This is a genomic window from Lunatimonas salinarum, from assembly GCF_017811155.1.
Lineage (GTDB): Bacteria > Bacteroidota > Bacteroidia > Cytophagales > Cyclobacteriaceae > Lunatimonas > Lunatimonas salinarum.
Window position 1 is genome coordinate 164,083 of record NZ_JACVCV010000002.1, and the last position, 16,439, is coordinate 180,521.

At 46.8% G+C, this 16,439-nt stretch carries 10 protein-coding genes; 2 read left to right on the plus strand and 8 right to left on the minus strand.

The features are described from left to right. Positions 1–767 precede the first annotated feature (767 nt). Both IAQ59_RS02700 and IAQ59_RS02705 read left to right on the plus strand, forming a co-directional pair. On the plus strand, positions 768–3,914 hold the full coding sequence (locus IAQ59_RS02700) for a SusC/RagA family TonB-linked outer membrane protein (RefSeq protein WP_209329236.1): 3,147 nt from the start codon (positions 768–770) through the stop codon (positions 3,912–3,914). A gap of 27 nt (positions 3,915–3,941) precedes the next feature. Beyond that, positions 3,942–5,783 carry a RagB/SusD family nutrient uptake outer membrane protein gene (locus IAQ59_RS02705; RefSeq protein WP_209329237.1) on the plus strand — a complete coding sequence of 614 codons (1,842 nt, stop codon included), beginning with the start codon at positions 3,942–3,944 and terminating at the stop codon, positions 5,781–5,783. 96 nt (positions 5,784–5,879) lie between these two features. On the opposite strand, the gene IAQ59_RS02710 is transcribed toward IAQ59_RS02705, so the two are convergent. The 8 genes from IAQ59_RS02710 to IAQ59_RS02745 all read right to left on the minus strand — a co-directional run bounded on the left by IAQ59_RS02710 (position 5,880) and on the right by IAQ59_RS02745 (position 16,351). Beyond that, complete coding sequence (locus tag IAQ59_RS02710; RefSeq protein WP_209329238.1) at positions 5,880–6,587, minus strand: glycosyltransferase family 2 protein; 708 nt, start codon at positions 6,585–6,587, stop codon at positions 5,880–5,882. Between the two features lie 310 nt (positions 6,588–6,897). Further along, entirely contained in the window at positions 6,898–7,506 is a 609-nt protein-coding gene (locus IAQ59_RS02715; RefSeq protein WP_209329239.1) for a hypothetical protein, read from the minus strand. A gap of 145 nt (positions 7,507–7,651) precedes the next feature. Further along, the gene (locus IAQ59_RS02720) at positions 7,652–9,355 is read right to left on the minus strand and encodes an L-lactate permease (RefSeq protein ID WP_209329240.1); all 1,704 of its coding nucleotides are present in this window, start codon (positions 9,353–9,355) and stop codon (positions 7,652–7,654) included. A gap of 27 nt (positions 9,356–9,382) precedes the next feature. Beyond that, entirely contained in the window at positions 9,383–11,272 is a 1,890-nt protein-coding gene (locus IAQ59_RS02725; RefSeq protein WP_209329241.1) for an aldolase/citrate lyase/malate synthase family protein, read from the minus strand. A gap of 188 nt (positions 11,273–11,460) precedes the next feature. Next, positions 11,461–12,621, minus strand: a complete 1,161-nt coding sequence (uxuA, locus tag IAQ59_RS02730) for a mannonate dehydratase (RefSeq protein WP_209329242.1) — start codon at positions 12,619–12,621, stop codon at positions 11,461–11,463. 128 nt (positions 12,622–12,749) lie between these two features. Beyond that, the gene (locus IAQ59_RS02735) at positions 12,750–14,171 is read right to left on the minus strand and encodes a Gfo/Idh/MocA family protein (protein ID WP_209329243.1); all 1,422 of its coding nucleotides are present in this window, start codon (positions 14,169–14,171) and stop codon (positions 12,750–12,752) included. A 35-nt stretch (positions 14,172–14,206) separates the two neighbouring features. Then, entirely contained in the window at positions 14,207–15,046 is an 840-nt protein-coding gene (locus IAQ59_RS02740) for a ThuA domain-containing protein (protein ID WP_209329244.1), read from the minus strand. Between the two features lie 51 nt (positions 15,047–15,097). Next, positions 15,098–16,351, minus strand: coding sequence for a DUF6807 domain-containing protein (locus IAQ59_RS02745; RefSeq protein WP_209329245.1), 1,254 nt, complete (start codon positions 16,349–16,351; stop codon positions 15,098–15,100). Positions 16,352–16,439: the final 88 nt, after the last annotated feature.

Sequence of the window (16,439 nt, forward strand, 5' to 3'; positions counted from 1 at the left end):
AATAAGCGTGGTCTAAAAATCACCTTAGAAACTAACAAATCAGTTATTTGGGATACTTGTTGAAGGGTTAATAAATTAACTGGGTAAAGGTTTTTTGGCAACCAACAACGGTTACCCTGTGTCGAAGAATTGCTTCATAGATCTGGGTTTATTGGTTAGAAATCATGAAAGGAATTAAACTGCCAATCCCTTGTCCTCCGTTAGAATAAAATCCCAAAAAGGATGCCTTCTAAAATTGGCTACCGTTTAATGGCATAAATATAAAATAAAAATATATAAAAAATCAATATAAAAGAATTATTTAATTGTTAAATTGGGTATCTCCGTTATTAATACTTGGCTAACAACGACACCCTTTTGACGCTTCTCCACTTTCAAGAACCTAGATTTTATTCAGCAAAGCAACCTACGCTAAAATTAGTTTCAAAACTTTTTAAAAGAAGGCGCAAAAAAGTAATTCATATGGCAAAGTCAGCTAATTACAAAATTTAATTTCCAATACTTGGATTGATATTTTGAGGTAAAAAATATTATTATCAAAAAAGGATATTCCGATATCTCTTTATTCTACTAATTCTAAATTTTTAGTATTTAAATTTTATGAAATCGGTTGCATGTTTAGGTATGTATGGCTAATATTAGCAATCTATTGAAAGAGACGTTGCTTTAACAATTTATCCTACAAACCTAATAATCAGTCGACTATGAGATAAACCACTCGAGAAAATCTGTAATGAAGTTCAAATTAATTAATAAACTCAAAGTATATGAAAAAAATCATACCCAAACGAAACTGGGCTTTAAATGGCTTGGTTTACTTGTCGATCGGAGCCGTGATTGGTCTCCATCAAGAGTTGGGCGCTGCTGTTCCAACTACGAAAGCGCTGTCAACAATACCTGACACCTATATTAGCGAGGCAGATGTCACGGTCACAGGAACCATTACCGACGAGGATGGCGAACCCATCCCGGGCGTAACGCTGTTTATTGCGGGCACTGGCGTAGGTACCGTCACAGATATTGACGGCAAATACAGCCTGACGGTTCCCGAGGGATCCGAAATCACCATTTCCTATGTAGGCTTTGTCACGCAGGTGATCCAAATCACCAATCAAAGTGAACTGAATATCACCTTGATGTCTGACATGGCATCTCTGGAAGAGGTCGTTGTGATCGGATACGGTACGGCCCGGAAAAGAGATTTAACAGGTGCAGTTTCCTCCGTTACGGCTACTCGCCTCGAAAATGAAAACCCAAACTCTATACAGGATATCTTACGAGGTAATGCTGCTGGTCTAAATGTGGGCTTGAATACATCCGCAAAAGGTGGAGGCGGACTGGAAGTACGGGGAAGAACATCCCTAAATGCAGGCGGCAGTCCATTGATTGTATTGGATGGAGCCATTTATTATGGGCAGTTGGCGGATATCAACCCCAACGACATCGAGACCTTGGATGTATTGAAAGATGCTTCCTCTGCTGCAGTATTTGGAGCCAAGGCGGCGAATGGTGTAATCCTGATCACCACCAAAAGGGGGACGCTGGGCAAACCCACGATCAAAATCAACACCAACTGGGGCACGCAGGGCATGTCCAAACACGAGCGGGTATACGATGGTGCGGGGTTTATCGCTTGGCGTGAGGATGTAATGAAATCCATTTTCGCAGGTGGTTACGAACCCTATCGTTTCTCCAATCCAAACAACCTCCCCTCCGACATTTCACTAGAAACATGGATGAGCTACGATGGGTCTGAGGGCGATCCGGAAACTGTATGGCTGCAACGGCTTAACATGCAACCGCTGGAAATCGCCAACTATAAGCGCGGACAGGAAACGGACTGGTATAGCATGATGTTTCAAAACGGCCTGCGCCAAGACCACACGGTCAGCTTGGCTGGAAGAAGCGAAGACTTTCAATACTATTGGTCTATGGGCTACTTAGACAATGACGGACTGATCGTTGGAGACAAATTCACTACCATAAGAAGCCGATTTAATATTGAGGGAAATGTTAACAAATGGCTAACAGTAGGCATGAATACGCAATTTGCCGATAGAGACGAAAGCCAAATACCGGTAGCTTGGGGCAACCTCGTGAATCTTTCCCCTTGGGCGGAACCGTTTATGGAAGATGGAAGTCTTCGTTTTATGCCTAATGAAGAAGTCAGCGGCGGGCGCCACCCCTATTATACCCCCGGGTATACCAATCGGCTACAAAAGGAAACCACCATCAATTCAACACTTTACGCAACAGTTGACCTGCCCTTTGGTATAAAATTCAGGAGTAACTTCACTCCTAGGTACGAATTTTTTGAATACTACAACCACGAATCCGCAGAGCACCAAGATTTCGCTCCCATGGGAGGAAGAGCTACCCGGCGCCAGCGTAAAGTATATTATTGGCAAATAGATAATATCCTAAGCTGGAACAAAAACATCAATAATGTTCATAATTTCGATGTAACATTATTGGCAAATGCCGAAAAATTCAATGTATGGGACAACTCAATGACCAATAATGGTTTTGAACCCCACGATAGATTAGGATATCATAACATTGGAGCTGGTATAAATCCAATTATATCGAGCAATGACAGTACGCACACGGCTGATGCCTTGATGGGCAGGGTAATCTACTCGCTTAAAGATAAATACGTAACTACCTTTTCGGTAAGGAGAGACGGGTACTCTGCGTTCGGCCAAAGCAATCCCAGGGCTACTTTTACTTCCGCCGCATTCGCCTGGTTGTTTACGGATGAGGATTTCGTCAATATACCTTGGCTGGATTATGGAAAACTACGGGTATCCTGGGGAAGCAACGGTAACCGGGATATTGGCCGGTATGCCGCACTATCCAATCTGCAAACCGGAAAATATTTTTACCAACGACCCAGCGGACAATTGTATTTCGTGAGCCAACTCTACGTTAACTCGATGGAAAATCGAAACCTACGTTGGGAAAGAACCACATCGGTAAATGTGGGATTGGACTTCTCATTGTTTAGCAGTGTGCTTGATGGTACGTTGGAGTTATACGACATGTCCACAACGGATCTCCTGGTACAACGTAGCTTGCCTGATATCCTTGGATTTAACTTTGTGTGGGACAACCTGGGAGAAGTCCGTAACCGTGGGGTAGAATTAACTTTGAATTCACTTAACTTAAACAGGACAAATGTCACTTGGCGTTCCAATTTGAATTTTCAGCTGAATCGTAATGAGATTGTCAGCCTATATGGAGACCTAGATGAAAACGGTAGAGAATTGGATGATATAGGAAACCGTTGGTTTATAGGGAAAGCGATCGATCAGATATGGGATTATAGGACTCAGGGTATTTGGCAATCGGATGAAGCTGAACAGGCATCGGATTATGGCGTGCGGCCAGGTGACTTTAAAGTAGAGGACGTGAATAACGACGGAGTTTTCACCAATGCCGACCGACAGTTCCTAGGGTTTACACAACCTCGCTCACGATGGAGTTTAAGAAATGAGTTCAAGTTGTTCAATAACTTTGATATATCTTTCATGATGTATGCTTACTTGGGGCATATGGGCACCTTCAATCAGCGCCAAAACAGACAGGGCTTCCTAGATCGATCCAATTCACACATACTTCCCTACTGGACGGAAGAAAACCCCAACAACGAGTGGGCGAGGCTCTATTCCAGCCAAGGTGGATCCAGTCCACTGAATGTCTACGTGAAGCGTTCCTTTGTTCGATTCGAAAACGTTTCCATGGCTTATAGCATCCCTAGAAAGATGATCGAGCCATTTGGAATCCAAAATGTCCGCTTTTATGGAAACATCCGAAACCTCGGTTTCTTCGCACCTGAATTCAACTTCTGGGATCCGGAGACCGCCGCACCTACCCCTAGGCAATTTACCTTGGGATTAGACATTACCCTGTAATTGTTGGACCAAAAAATTTGCTGAATCATGAAAAATCAACGAAATCATATAAAGCCCCTTCATTGGATACTTGGGATATTCGTCCTTTTGGTGACTCCTTCCTGTGACGACGAGTGGCTTACACCACAACCCCTTTCCTTTTATGCACCCGAAAACACCTTCAATTCCGCCAGTGGGCTTTGGGGTGCTTTGGTAGCCTGCGAAAGAAATCTGCGCCACGAATACACCGGTGATGGCCCCCCCATACTTACCGAACACATCTTTTCGGAAGTAGCCGTAGAAGGTACCACGGATAAGTCCGGACCGGCACAGGACCTCAACCTGCTGATAACCCCAGATGCGAACCTAAACAGTGCGGATTTTAACCGAATAGGTTGGTATTGGTATGAGGGATATAATGGAATCAAATACGCCAATACGGTAATTTCTCGGATCGAAGACCCAACAGATTACGAGTCTGAGGCAGAAAAGAACCACATATTGGGCACCGCTTACTTTCACCGGGCATTGCGCTATTATCGACTGACCCATCAGTTTGGGGATGTTCCCCTCATACTTGAAGAGATGAGACAGCCTAAGTTGGATTTCTTTTCAACCGACAGAGAAGTGATTCTTCGTAAAATGAAAGCAGACTTGGAATGGGCCGAACCTTGGGTTCCCGAGGTAATGGATAGAGGACAGGTGCAGAAGGGTGCTATTCAGCATTTGTTGACGAAAGTAAACCTGGCACTTGGTGAATTTGACGATGCCATCGCTTCTGCATCCAGGTTAATAGACGGGGGACAATATGCGTTAATGACCGAACGATTTGGAGCGGTTTCCAGCTATCCGGGCAAAAACGTCGTTTGGGATTTGCATCGACCTGAAAACAAATCACTTAATGCAAACAAAGAAGCGATTCTTATGGTAATGGATCGGGTGGATACCGACGGTAACTCTGGAGGCATGTCCTCCATGCGTCAAGCTGTACCCTTCTGGATTACGAATATCAATACGCCTAACGGAAACCGGGGTACCATTGATCAACCTGGAATCGAGTTTGACCACGTGACCAACTACGGTCGCGGAATTGGAAGAATGAGGGGCACTTGGTACCATCAGAGCATGATTTGGGATGATGAAAATGACCTACGGCATGCACCTGGCAACTGGATGAATATGGAAGATCTGGTATACAACAACCCAGGCATACAAGGAACCGATGAGTACTACGGCAAACCGCTACAATTTAGGAATGAGCAAGGTCAGGTCCTAGTCGTGGATACCATCCGAAGCTGGTTTTCCTGGCCCCACTACAAAGTGTTTGTTCCTCAGCCCCAAGCCATTCGGCCGGCAGGAGGACATAGCGATTGGTATATTTTCCGTCTTGCCGAGTCCTATCTACTACGGGCAGAAGCGCATATGTGGAAAGGTAATGCCGCAGCCGCTGCGGCGGATGTAAATGCCGTTAGAACCCGCGCAGGCGCGGCACCTTATACCCCGGATCAGGTCAACATATCGACCATACTGGACGAAAGGGCCAGAGAATTGTATTACGAAGAACCCCGAAATACAGAACTGACCCGAGTTGCCTTCATCTTTGCAAAGACTGGTATTCAGGCCCCAAATGGAAAAACCTATAACATGACCAGCTTCTCGGAGGACAACTACTATTATGACCGCATCATGTCGGTAACAGACTACTACAACAAAGGTGTGTTTACCCGGCATGGTGATACTTACACCATGAGTCCATACCATGTGCTTTGGCCAATTCCAGCCAACGCTATTAACACCAACACCATGGGGCAGATCAATCAAAATAAGGGTTATTCCGGCTTCGAAAACAATGTGCCACCATTGACTACGATTGAGGATCCAGGAAACTGATATTCAGTTTAAATAAAGATTAAAAATACCCGGGGCACAGTGCTCCGGGTTTTTTATTTGCTGACGTTTTTTGTGGAGCCAGTTTCTTGAATACTATTACCGATACTTCCAAATAGTCCAGAGAATCTTGTATCCAGCTCCAAATACACCGCGCACCGTTCCACTTACTTTCGAAACACCAATCCGTTGGCGGTAATCCACCGGGACTTCGGTGGTCTTCATTCCCTTCTTTGCTGCTTTGATCTGCATCTCGATCGTCCAGCCATAATTCCTATCCACCATCCCAAGCTCCCACAACGCTTCCCATCGGATCGCCCGAAAGGGGCCCAAATCCGTATATTTCGTCCCGTAAATCCACCGCATCAGCGTGGTGGAAAGCCAATTACCGAATACCTGCGGAAGGGTCATTGACCCTGTTTCCCTATTGCCTAGCGCACGGGAACCAATCACCATGTCCATTCCTTCCTGCAAGATAGGGCGAATGATCTCTCCCATTTGTTCCGGGAAGTCGCTGTAGTCACCATCCAGAAAAACTAGTATCTCGGGGGCTACCCCTTGATGCTTTAAAAATTCCATTCCTGCGAGGCAGGCCTGACCATATCCTTTTCGCGGTTCATCCACCACCAAAGCACCAGCCTTTGCTGCCACCTGGGCCGTCTGATCTTCCGAACCGTTATTGACCACCACGATGTGACGTACCGCCTTTGGAATGGCTAGGATCACTTTGCCAATCGACCCTTCTTCGTTATAGGCAGGAATCAACACATCTACAATAGGCAGATCACCGCCCTTAATTTTCATCATGCTGTTCACTTTCGGCCCAAAAGTAGGCATTCGCCCAACAACGATTCCTACCACTGATGCAATTTATCCATTTTTCAGGGTCCTACTGCTAATCCCGCTCCTTCGGGTTAAATTAGGCTTATGCTGATTTCAACGCCAGAGAAGCGGCAGCAGCATAAATTAAACCATACCTATCGACCAGGCTGGGGACGTCCTCCCAGCCCCGGAGAGGTCTGTCAGGAATCTTAAGCAAACGCATCGGTGTAAACACACAGCTCTGCTAGCCGAAAAATCAAATTGACTGCATAAGCCATTAAAAACATGCCGGCCACTAAATGCCGCCCATTAATTTTTCCCTGTAAAATGCTGCCCATTCCAGAATGATATCAAACTGCGCGCGGCTAAACCGGGTACTGATGGCATGCTGGGAAATGCCCAAACGGACACCAAGCTCCTTTTGGGAAAGGTGCGCAAACTCCATTTTCTCCAAAATGGCCTCACAGGAGACGGGACTCCACGTGTTCATGATAGTCAACACCAACTTAAACGTGAGATTTACCTCCTTATCCAGATCAAGCCAGCGGCTTTTGAATACCAAGAATTGACGTAATGGCCTCAGTCGTCCAAAAGCTTCCAACGAGTGCTCAAATGCTTCCCTGTGGAATTCGTCATTTCCTTCGGAGGGATCGGAAACCTCCCCTACTCCCACACCCATTCGCACATCTAAACCTTGAAAGGACCGAACCGCTGCCTTGATCCAAATTAACGCATCCCAGGTTTGTTCAGGCGGCAAAAGCAATTGAAAACCCTTTCCGCCAAACTCCTGCCAAGCTATTTCCTCCTCGCCCCATCTTGCCATTATAGCACCAAACTGATCGAACCATTTAACCGGCTGTACCCGTTCCAAACCGATGATTTCCCCCGTAATTACCGTTTTCATTGTCAGATTTTTGAAGATACTTTTTCTATTAGAAGGGGTTGCGGGTAGGTTTTTTCTTGCAGCATACCTTCGGTCAGAAAAACCGAATATAATGATCTACTAATCAATAATACAATTCCCATCCCGCTTTCTTCAGAACTAACTCCTATCGACCTGCATTTAGCTGCATCAAAAAGTCAGTCGCATCCCAAAACCCAATCAGAAGTAGCCCGATGAGCCCGGTAAAAACCAGGTAATACATCGTGGGGACAATCGTTTTCCTCAAAACCATCCCTTCGCTTCCCAATAAGCCCACCGTTGCGGAAGCCGCGACTACGTTATGTATGGCCACCATATTACCGGCGGCAGCACCCACCGCCTGCAACGCGATAATCCAAGAAGGCGCCATGTCAAGTCTGTCTGCCACCCCATACTGAAACAAGCTGAACATCAAATTGCTTACCGTATTACTGCCTGCAATAAATGCCCCCAAGGCTCCAATGACTGGAGCAAAAAAGGGATATACCTGCCCTACCTTCGAAGCGGTCCACTCCGCCATTAAAATCGGCATGGAAACAAGCTCCAGCGCATTTTCACCCGAATTAATATAAACCCGCACCATGGCAACCGCAAAAAGCAGTACAGAACCTGCTTTGAAGATCATGGACGCACTTTCTGACAGTGCCAGCTTTACCTGATACGATTTCATGGCATGAATAAAGTACGTAATCAAACAAACCACCAGGATGATGGTACCTGGAAGATAAAGCGGCGTGCTGCTGGCAGCTATCCCAGTGCCTAAGATTTGTTCCCAACTCACCGTAAAAGAAGTCAAAAGGGACTTTACCGGCAAATTGGGCAGTCTGCTGATTACGAGTAATAGTGCAAGCAATACGTAGGGCATCCAAGCCCTTCCGATCGAAAGCTCCCTTTGATGCGCTCCTATTCGAAATTCCAAACTACCAAGCCAATTGGCTGGCCACTCCGCCCTATCTGCCAACTCCCATTCCTTTTGGGGAAGCAAAAATCCCTTTTTCGTCGCAAAAACAACTATGACCATCCCTACCAGAGAGCCAAGCAACGACGGAAATTCCGGTCCCAGTAACACACCCGTAAGTACATAAGGTATTGTAAAGGATAGCCCACCAAACAGCGCAAAAGGAAACATCTCCAGCCCTTCCTTCCAAGACCTGTTCTTTCCAAAATACCTAGTGAGCATCAACACCATCAAAAATGGCATTAAAGAACCTACCAATGCATGGGTGATAGCTGCATTCACGGTAACTGCCTGCAGGACATCGGAAAACGAATAGCCGCCACTTGCCAACAATGCGTCCAATTGGGGATTTTGCAGTCCTCCCCGGACTCCCACCAAAACGGGTGTACCCACGGCCCCAAAGGTGACCGCTGTACTTTGAACCATCATCCCCAATACCACAGCAGCCAATGCGGGAAACCCCAACGCCACCAAAAGCGGCGCTACTATAGCAGCAGGGGTTCCAAAACCGGCGGCTCCTTCAATAAAGGACCCAAACAACCAGGCTATTAGTATCACTTGCACACGACGATCGGGGCTAATTCCGGCAAATCCGCGCCTAATAGCCTCCACCCCACCAGAATGTTTTAAAAAGTTCAACAACAAAATCGCCGCAAATACGATATAAAGAATATCAAAAGTGATAAAGAGGCTCTGGATTACAGAGGCTATCACCTGTATCCATTGCATTTCCCAAACGACCCATCCTACAACTACGGTCAGTAGAAAGGTAATCGGCATCGTCAACCGGGCAGAAACCCGGAAACCTACCAACATGATGGCGGCAACCGCAATAGGTAAGCTGGAAAATAAAAACAATCCGGTCAGTGACATAAGGCTAGCTTTTGAGCAATAGTCCGATTACACCCGAAAATCCAAGTTTTCCGTGATTCGATCATTTTTCTCCTTCCAGGTTTTCAGGTACTCTGCGATACGCTCCTTCGCCAAATCCAAATCTAAATTATTGAGGTTGATGTTTAGCAAATCAATGAACCATGGGATTTTTTGTTGCTCTGCGACGTAAATTTCTGCAATTTCCCGCGCAATCGGCAAGGTGGTTGATTTGGAACTATTATGCACATCCTTATCATCTGCTTTCAACAGCTTTTCATATTCCTCCGCAAGTAATTTCCTGAATAGCTCTAAGGTAAACAATGTACCGGCCTTCACACCAGACTCGTCATCATCTTCGGTTAGCTGGGCCTGCTTGTGAACCCATTCCCAAAGTATGCTCAACCTTATCTCGCCGGTAGCCATATCCTCCATCAGATACAGTACATCTTCGTTTCCAAAAAAATCAGCAGGTTTCAATGCAGCCGCCTGCATGCCCTGACCAAAGGCATTGCCGTACTGTACCGCCACGCTTATCAGATTGCGGGCACCCCGGATATTCCGTGGTGCAGTCTCCAGCAAAATCAGGCCGTCTGCATCTTCCTGATTATAGGTTAGAGGTGGAAAAGTACGCCCCATTTGATTATCCTGGCCTACTTTTTCCCATACAGGCCGCACAATATGGACCATTTTCCAGTGAGCCACCCACTTGCCGCTTGCCCCTTCACGTTGTTCCCGTTCCGCACCGGCCACTGCTTTTTCCATACTCGAAGTAACCCCTTCTTTAGAACCAACCGGAATATTCGGCTCCATACCGCCCTGCCATAAAGCAAAATTCCCGTTTATGTCTGGAGTGTTCACAGCCCTACGGACACGGTCTTCGTAGTTCCTCATATATCCATAGGTCATTCCTATGGACTCAATATTGGGATTGATAAAATCCATCTTCCACGCCAATGCATCCGAGACGCTGTTGATATAATCCCACCGTCCAGTGTTATAGCCGACGAAATGCTTTCCCAATGCCGCACGAATCTCCATAAGTTGATAAGTGGCTTCCAACTGCTCTACGAGTACATAAACCTTTACAGCCCCCTCTACCAAGCCCAACCATCCCTCCAGGGCGGTAATCATCCGGTTCCAAAGCGCCGCTTCTTCAGCCGTCTGAATCTTTGGCAAGTAGAGTACAATGGAAGCGCCTGTGTCAATAAGTCTCCGGTAATTATTGGTAACATACAGCGTGAGGTCTGCAATGGACGCAGCAAAAGACCGTCCTCCAACCTCTCGGATATGCCTATCATCCAGATGCAGTCCTCTAGCCCGGAATATTTTGGTGGTAAATCCCAACTGACTTTTCCAGTCTGTAATTTTTGCTTCTCCAAAAAAAGACTGAGACCAATCATTCATCTGCCGGGCTACTTGCTCGGCAACGGAAAGAAAGAGCGGATCCTGATGAATAGCAAGCTTTAGGTTTCGCTGATTGTCCAATGACATGGTTCCCGTTTGCCCCAAAGCATCCTCTCCATCAAACATCCAACCATCTGCACCGGATAGTAACGCGTACGCCACATTCCGGATACTGCTCTCCAACGATGCCCCCGGCTTAGCCCCAGGACCAGTACCCTGTATCCACTGACGTTGCAGGTCCGCGGGTACTATGGATCCCTCAAAATTTCCCGCACGGGCATCCTTTACTCGTATCGAAGTTCCACCAATAGTTTCGTGATCTTCCAAGAAACCAATTCGTTCTCTCTCCCTCGACCGTCTACTTCTTCGTTCCAAGCGCTTGCTCATCAATGCTTTTACCTCTTGGTTAAAGGGAGCCATTTGTTCCAGGGCAGCGAGCACTTCGGAGGTATACACATCCCGATAGGAATCCAATAAATGATCTCTGACAATGATGGTTTTTGGGTTACTCATAAAAATTCGTTGGGTTAATGATCTCGTTTCAAGCTTTTAAATTACGACATTATTCGAATTTAGAAAGAAGGATGACCGATTTTCCGATTACCGAAATGGATTTTAGATTCTTATGCCTACGAGTCGCATAAAAAAGGTAAGTCCATCATAGATAAACCTACCCTTGTGTTAAAATAGTCGTAAACCTGTTATTCCGCCCCAAGCCCCGCTATCAACCCTCGCAACTCAGCCAATCCCTTCAATCGACCAATGGCCGAGTACCCGGGGTTGGTGACTTTATGGAGGTCATCCAGCATTTGATGGCCATGATCTGGCCGAAAAGGCAACGGAGAATTTCTCTTGTTTGTTAGCTGAAGCAGTTTATCCATCACTTTTACCATATCTACATCGCCATCCAAATGATCTGATTCATAGAAATTTCCTATTCCGTCTCTTCTAACATTCCGTAGGTGAACAAATTCCACCCGCTCTCCAATGCGATCCAGTATGGCGGGTAGGTCATTAAAAGGTCCTGCACCAAGGGAACCGGTGCAAAAACAAATGCCATTGTAGGAATCAGGTACCGCATGCGCCAAGTACTCCAGATCTTCCAGGTCTGATACGATGCGAGGCAATCCCAAAATAGCATAGGGCGGATCGTCCGGATGCATGGTCATCGTAATCCCATGCGCTTCGCACACAGGCCCTATTGCCTTCATGAAATAGGTCCAGTTATTCCGTAGACCTTGTTTTCCTATGACCGCATATTGGTCAATGCTGCTTTGAAGCTGCTCCAAACTAATTCCTTTTTCCGTCGGAACACCCATCAGGATGATATCCGAGAGCTCCGCTCGTCTAGCTTCGCTCATGTTTGCAAATCGATCCTCCACATGCCGTAAAACCTCCGGTCTATAATCCTCCGAGGCTCCCTTACGCTTTAACACGTACAGGTCAAAGGCCGCTAAGTCCCTCCAGTCAAAGTAAAGCGCCTTTGCACCATTCGGCAAGGTAATGGCCAAGTCAGTCCTGGTCCAGTCCAACACCGGCATAAAATTATAGCAGACCAAGCGCAACCCACAAGCGGCGAGGTTTCGCAGGGAAATACGGTAGTTCTCCAGGTATCTCTCGCAATCGGCACTTCTTGTTTTAATGGCTTCATGCACCGGTACACTTTCGACTACCGTCCATTCAAGCCCCGCCTGCTCAATGAGCGCCTTTCGCTCCTGTATTTCCTCTAGGTTCCATACCTGTCCATGTGGCACATGATGTAAGGCGGTGACTACCCCCTTAGCTCCTGCCTGACGAATATCTGACAAACTTACGGGATCATTGGGGCCAAACCAACGCCACGTTTCCACTAGTGAACTCATGCTTTTTTGTGATTAAATAGCCATCTATGGGATAAACCAAATTAAAAAACCATGCCTTTACCGAGGTCAAACTCTCGCTGAGGAGACTTGACTTGGTAAAACCATGGTTTCAATTCGAAATCAATCAGTTATATTACGTAGTCCACACCGTAGGGATATCGCTGTGGCCTGGAAAGCATGGAATTGGCCTCGTCGTCATTTTTGAAACGTTCTCTAACCGAATCCCAATACAATTTTCTTGGCAATTTCATCGCTATATGGGAGAGCAAGCAGGCGCTGTTAGATCGTTGGGCTACTTCTGCAGGTGTGATGGTCTGCTGACGACTCACGATGCAATCCAACCAATTCTTATGGTGCTCTTCGCTTTCATACAAGTGAATTTCATCTGGACCAATGACCGATGTCAAAATCTTTTGGTCGCTGGCCTTAAATGCATCACTTGGCTTTCCTCCCGGAACAGGATCTGAGGCTGTTACGCCTACATTTCCACGGGCTACAAAGATCCAACCATCGGTACCTTCGAAGCGAATCCCATTGGGGTAAGCCCCGCTAACCAACATCTCCACTCCATTGGCGTACTTGGCAGAAACTTCAAAGTCTCCATGCACATCCCAAAGTCCCGTTGTGGGAAAGGAAGCATTGGCTTCGATTTCGACGGGACCGGTATATTCCGTGCCCATGCCCCAATGAGCTATATCCAAGTGGTGGGCTCCCCATCCAGTGATCATACCTGCACCAAACTGCTCACAGCGAAGCCATCCCGGACGATCGTTCAGATTCGTCTGGGAATGCACACGATCCAAGGTGTAAGGCACCATAGGCGTAGATCCCAACCACATGTCGTAATTCAGGTTTGACGGGACGCTCATTTCCTGCGGGTTACCTCCCGCAGGGTCTCCTGGAAGTCCGACTAAGATCCGCTTAAGTTCACCAATCCTTCCATTTCGTACCAATTCGCAGGCACGTTTAAACTGCGGCCAGGGATTCACAGATCGTTGTTGACTACCTATTTGAAAAATGGCTCCGGTACGGTGAATCGTGTCACTCATTACCCGACCCTCCGATATGGTAAGTGAAGTAGGCTTTTGCATGTAGATGTCCTTGCCCAATAGAGCCGCCTCCATTGCCGGCTGCGCATGCCAGTGGTCGGGGGTACTGATGATCACCGCATCAATATCCTTTCGTAACAGCATTTCCTTGTAGTCATCATATACCTGAACGTCTACGTAATTGGGCTTATTGTACTTCTGGGCATACTGCTTTTCGACCCACTCCTTGCCAAGTTGTCCCCGCTTGCTGTCGACGTCAGCCACGGCAATCACCCTTGCAATTTCATTTTTCATGGTCTCCGGTAGGTCATGGGTCATTGCAATACGCCCGAACCCAATCTGACCGATGTTGATCTTATTGCTCGGCGCTTGCTTGCCCAAGACTGAGGCCGGAACGATGGTCGGAAAACCGGTAACGGCAAAGGTGGCGGCCAAGGCTCCCTTAGAACTTGATTTCATAAAGCCTCTTCTAGAAAGCTTTCTTTTAGTTTCCTCTTTCATCGAAATGTAGGTTAGTAGATTTTGTTTCAATTCGTTCAATGGGATAGAAAACGCACGGGTGTATCCCGATCGGTAGCATACGCCTTAGTGTAATCTCGCGGTCCAATTTTCCCGGACACGTATTTCATTCCCTGATATATGTGATTTACGAACTCGGGATCTTCGTAATCCTTGATATGATGCCCCAGGGCCGTTACCCAAACCACGCCTCCATCGAAATCCTGATGCCATACTGCTGGGTAATACCGCCCGAAGTTTCCGGCCAGCTCTCGAACACGCTCCTCCTGATCCTTATTCAGGGATTCCAAATCGTGCGCCATAATTACGCGGATTCCAGGGTAAAGCTCGTGCATCAAGTAGCACTCATCTTCCTTTTCCCACACATTGGGTACACCCTCCATAGATGCGTGGTTATGGTCCAACTTATTGATGCGGAATTTCTGAAACCTTGGATGCCAAACGAAGCGTCCTCCAATCATCATCTTAAACCATTCCCATTTCCGCTCGGTACCCACCACGGAATGGATACCTACGAGCCCTCCACCGGCCTGCATATACCTTCGAAAGGCTAAACGCTGCTCATCGGTATCGAACACCTCGTTATTGGTACTGGTAAAAACCATGAAATCGATCCCTTTCAGATAGGTGTCCGTAAAAATTGACGGATTATCAGACACTTCCACCTCAAACCCGTGCGCTTGTCCTAGCCGCTTCACACACTCCACCGCATAGGGTATGTTATCGTGGACGAATCCCTCTCCGTTTTTGGTATAAACCAACACTCTTTTTCCCTTTAGCACATCCTCCGCCTGAAGAAGTGTAAGCGACGAAAAGAAAGTGACCAATGTCAGTAGGAATACTCTGTAGTGAATCATATAAACTTGTAGATCAATAAGTAAATTAAACTGTAAATAGGTGAGTTGCTTTTAATGAATTGTGACACTAGGCTTAGGTGGATGGGCAAAGTAGCGCCATGCCCGCTCGGCCTGTTCGGCCGATAACTTGTTAGCCGACACCAGAAACCGGTAGTTTAATACGTTCTGCTTGCCCGGTTCAATGGTCCAGTCCATATTTTTGGTAGGGGCGAAATTGGCGTACATATCACCCCTATCGTACATGTTTTCGGGCCAAATCCGCAAGGGCTCTGGGTGGTTGTAATTGGTAGGGAAAGACATCATCACAACCGATGCATAATCCTCGTCTATTTCCCCCTGCACGATGCACCAAGTGGCAAGGGTGCCATCGGCATCCTTGCGGGTATTGCCTTCTGACGTAATTACCTCGCTGTTGTACCTATCCCATTTTTCGGTAGTCCTCCAGCCCAAGCTACCATACCGGTATTCCTTTAATACCACAGGGTCATTGGTGGCAGCATTAAGCACAATAGTGATATCAGCCAAATAGACATCATCGTTGGCATCCAAGCTGTATATGCGGGTACCCTGTCGCTCAACCATCGCTACCAACGGCTCCGTCTGCTCCTTTAGCACAACGTGTTCGTGCAATACCTCATAACCAGCAAATACGGGCCCCTGGATCCGGGAAATGGTATTGGCGTAGCGAACCGTACCTTGTTTATCGGCCAAGTTCCAAAAATCGATGGTCTGCCCCCTAAATTCCGCCCTAGTCCAGGGATTCCATAGTCCATAGTGGTGATAATGATCGGGTGGCTGAATGCGAGTCAATGCCTTTCCGGTGGGAGACCACATGGGATGCACAAATCCACTTCGGGCGTACGCGGGGTTAACCCCGGCCGGTGGTTGCTTCACTGCATGGTTGTATTGCCAAAGATCTCTACCTTTTTTTCGGATGTAAATGGCCTTTTCATCCATCGCCACCGTCAGGGAACCGGCAGTGGGTACATCCTGCCGATGATGAAGCTCATACGTTCGTCTATTGGCCGGAGAATTACCTGGCTCCACCATCCAATATAAGCGACGGCTGCCCTCCCGGTGTATTTGATAGGGGACAGAATGGGTGCGCCCTTGATGTAGCTCCACCAACTGTAGAAGTGTATCGGCTAGATGGGTAATCCCATCCAAGTCCACTGAAACCGGAAATGCAAACTCCGGGTTTTCTTCCAAATCAAAGGCAAGCGTAGCTATCCGTTGAGCAATTACTGGTTGACTTTCCGTCAAAAGCAATCCGCAAAAAACAACGATCAAGAATTTACGAATCATTTTGGGATTTTTAAGACTATAAATTTTATCGATCGTAAACATAGAGATATATTTGCTTGAATACAATATAATTTAAAAAAATTATGCA

Excerpts from the sequence above, each read along its gene's own strand:
- IAQ59_RS02720 (WP_209329240.1), bottom strand. The coding sequence starts at position 9,355 with ATGTCACTGACCGGATTGTTTTTATTTTCCAGCTTACCTATTGCGGTT.
- uxuA (WP_209329242.1), bottom strand. The coding sequence starts at position 12,621 with ATGAGTTCACTAGTGGAAACGTGGCGTTGGTTTGGCCCCAATGATCCC.
- IAQ59_RS02745 (WP_209329245.1), bottom strand. The coding sequence starts at position 16,351 with ATGATTCGTAAATTCTTGATCGTTGTTTTTTGCGGATTGCTTTTGACG.
- IAQ59_RS02740 (WP_209329244.1), bottom strand. The coding sequence starts at position 15,046 with ATGATTCACTACAGAGTATTCCTACTGACATTGGTCACTTTCTTTTCG.
- IAQ59_RS02700 (WP_209329236.1), top strand. The coding sequence starts at position 768 with ATGAAAAAAATCATACCCAAACGAAACTGGGCTTTAAATGGCTTGGTT.
- IAQ59_RS02705 (WP_209329237.1), top strand. The coding sequence starts at position 3,942 with ATGAAAAATCAACGAAATCATATAAAGCCCCTTCATTGGATACTTGGG.
- IAQ59_RS02715 (WP_209329239.1), bottom strand. The coding sequence starts at position 7,506 with ATGAAAACGGTAATTACGGGGGAAATCATCGGTTTGGAACGGGTACAG.
- IAQ59_RS02735 (WP_209329243.1), bottom strand. The coding sequence starts at position 14,171 with ATGAAAGAGGAAACTAAAAGAAAGCTTTCTAGAAGAGGCTTTATGAAA.
- IAQ59_RS02725 (WP_209329241.1), bottom strand. The coding sequence starts at position 11,272 with ATGAGTAACCCAAAAACCATCATTGTCAGAGATCATTTATTGGATTCC.
- IAQ59_RS02710 (WP_209329238.1), bottom strand. The coding sequence starts at position 6,587 with ATGATGAAAATTAAGGGCGGTGATCTGCCTATTGTAGATGTGTTGATT.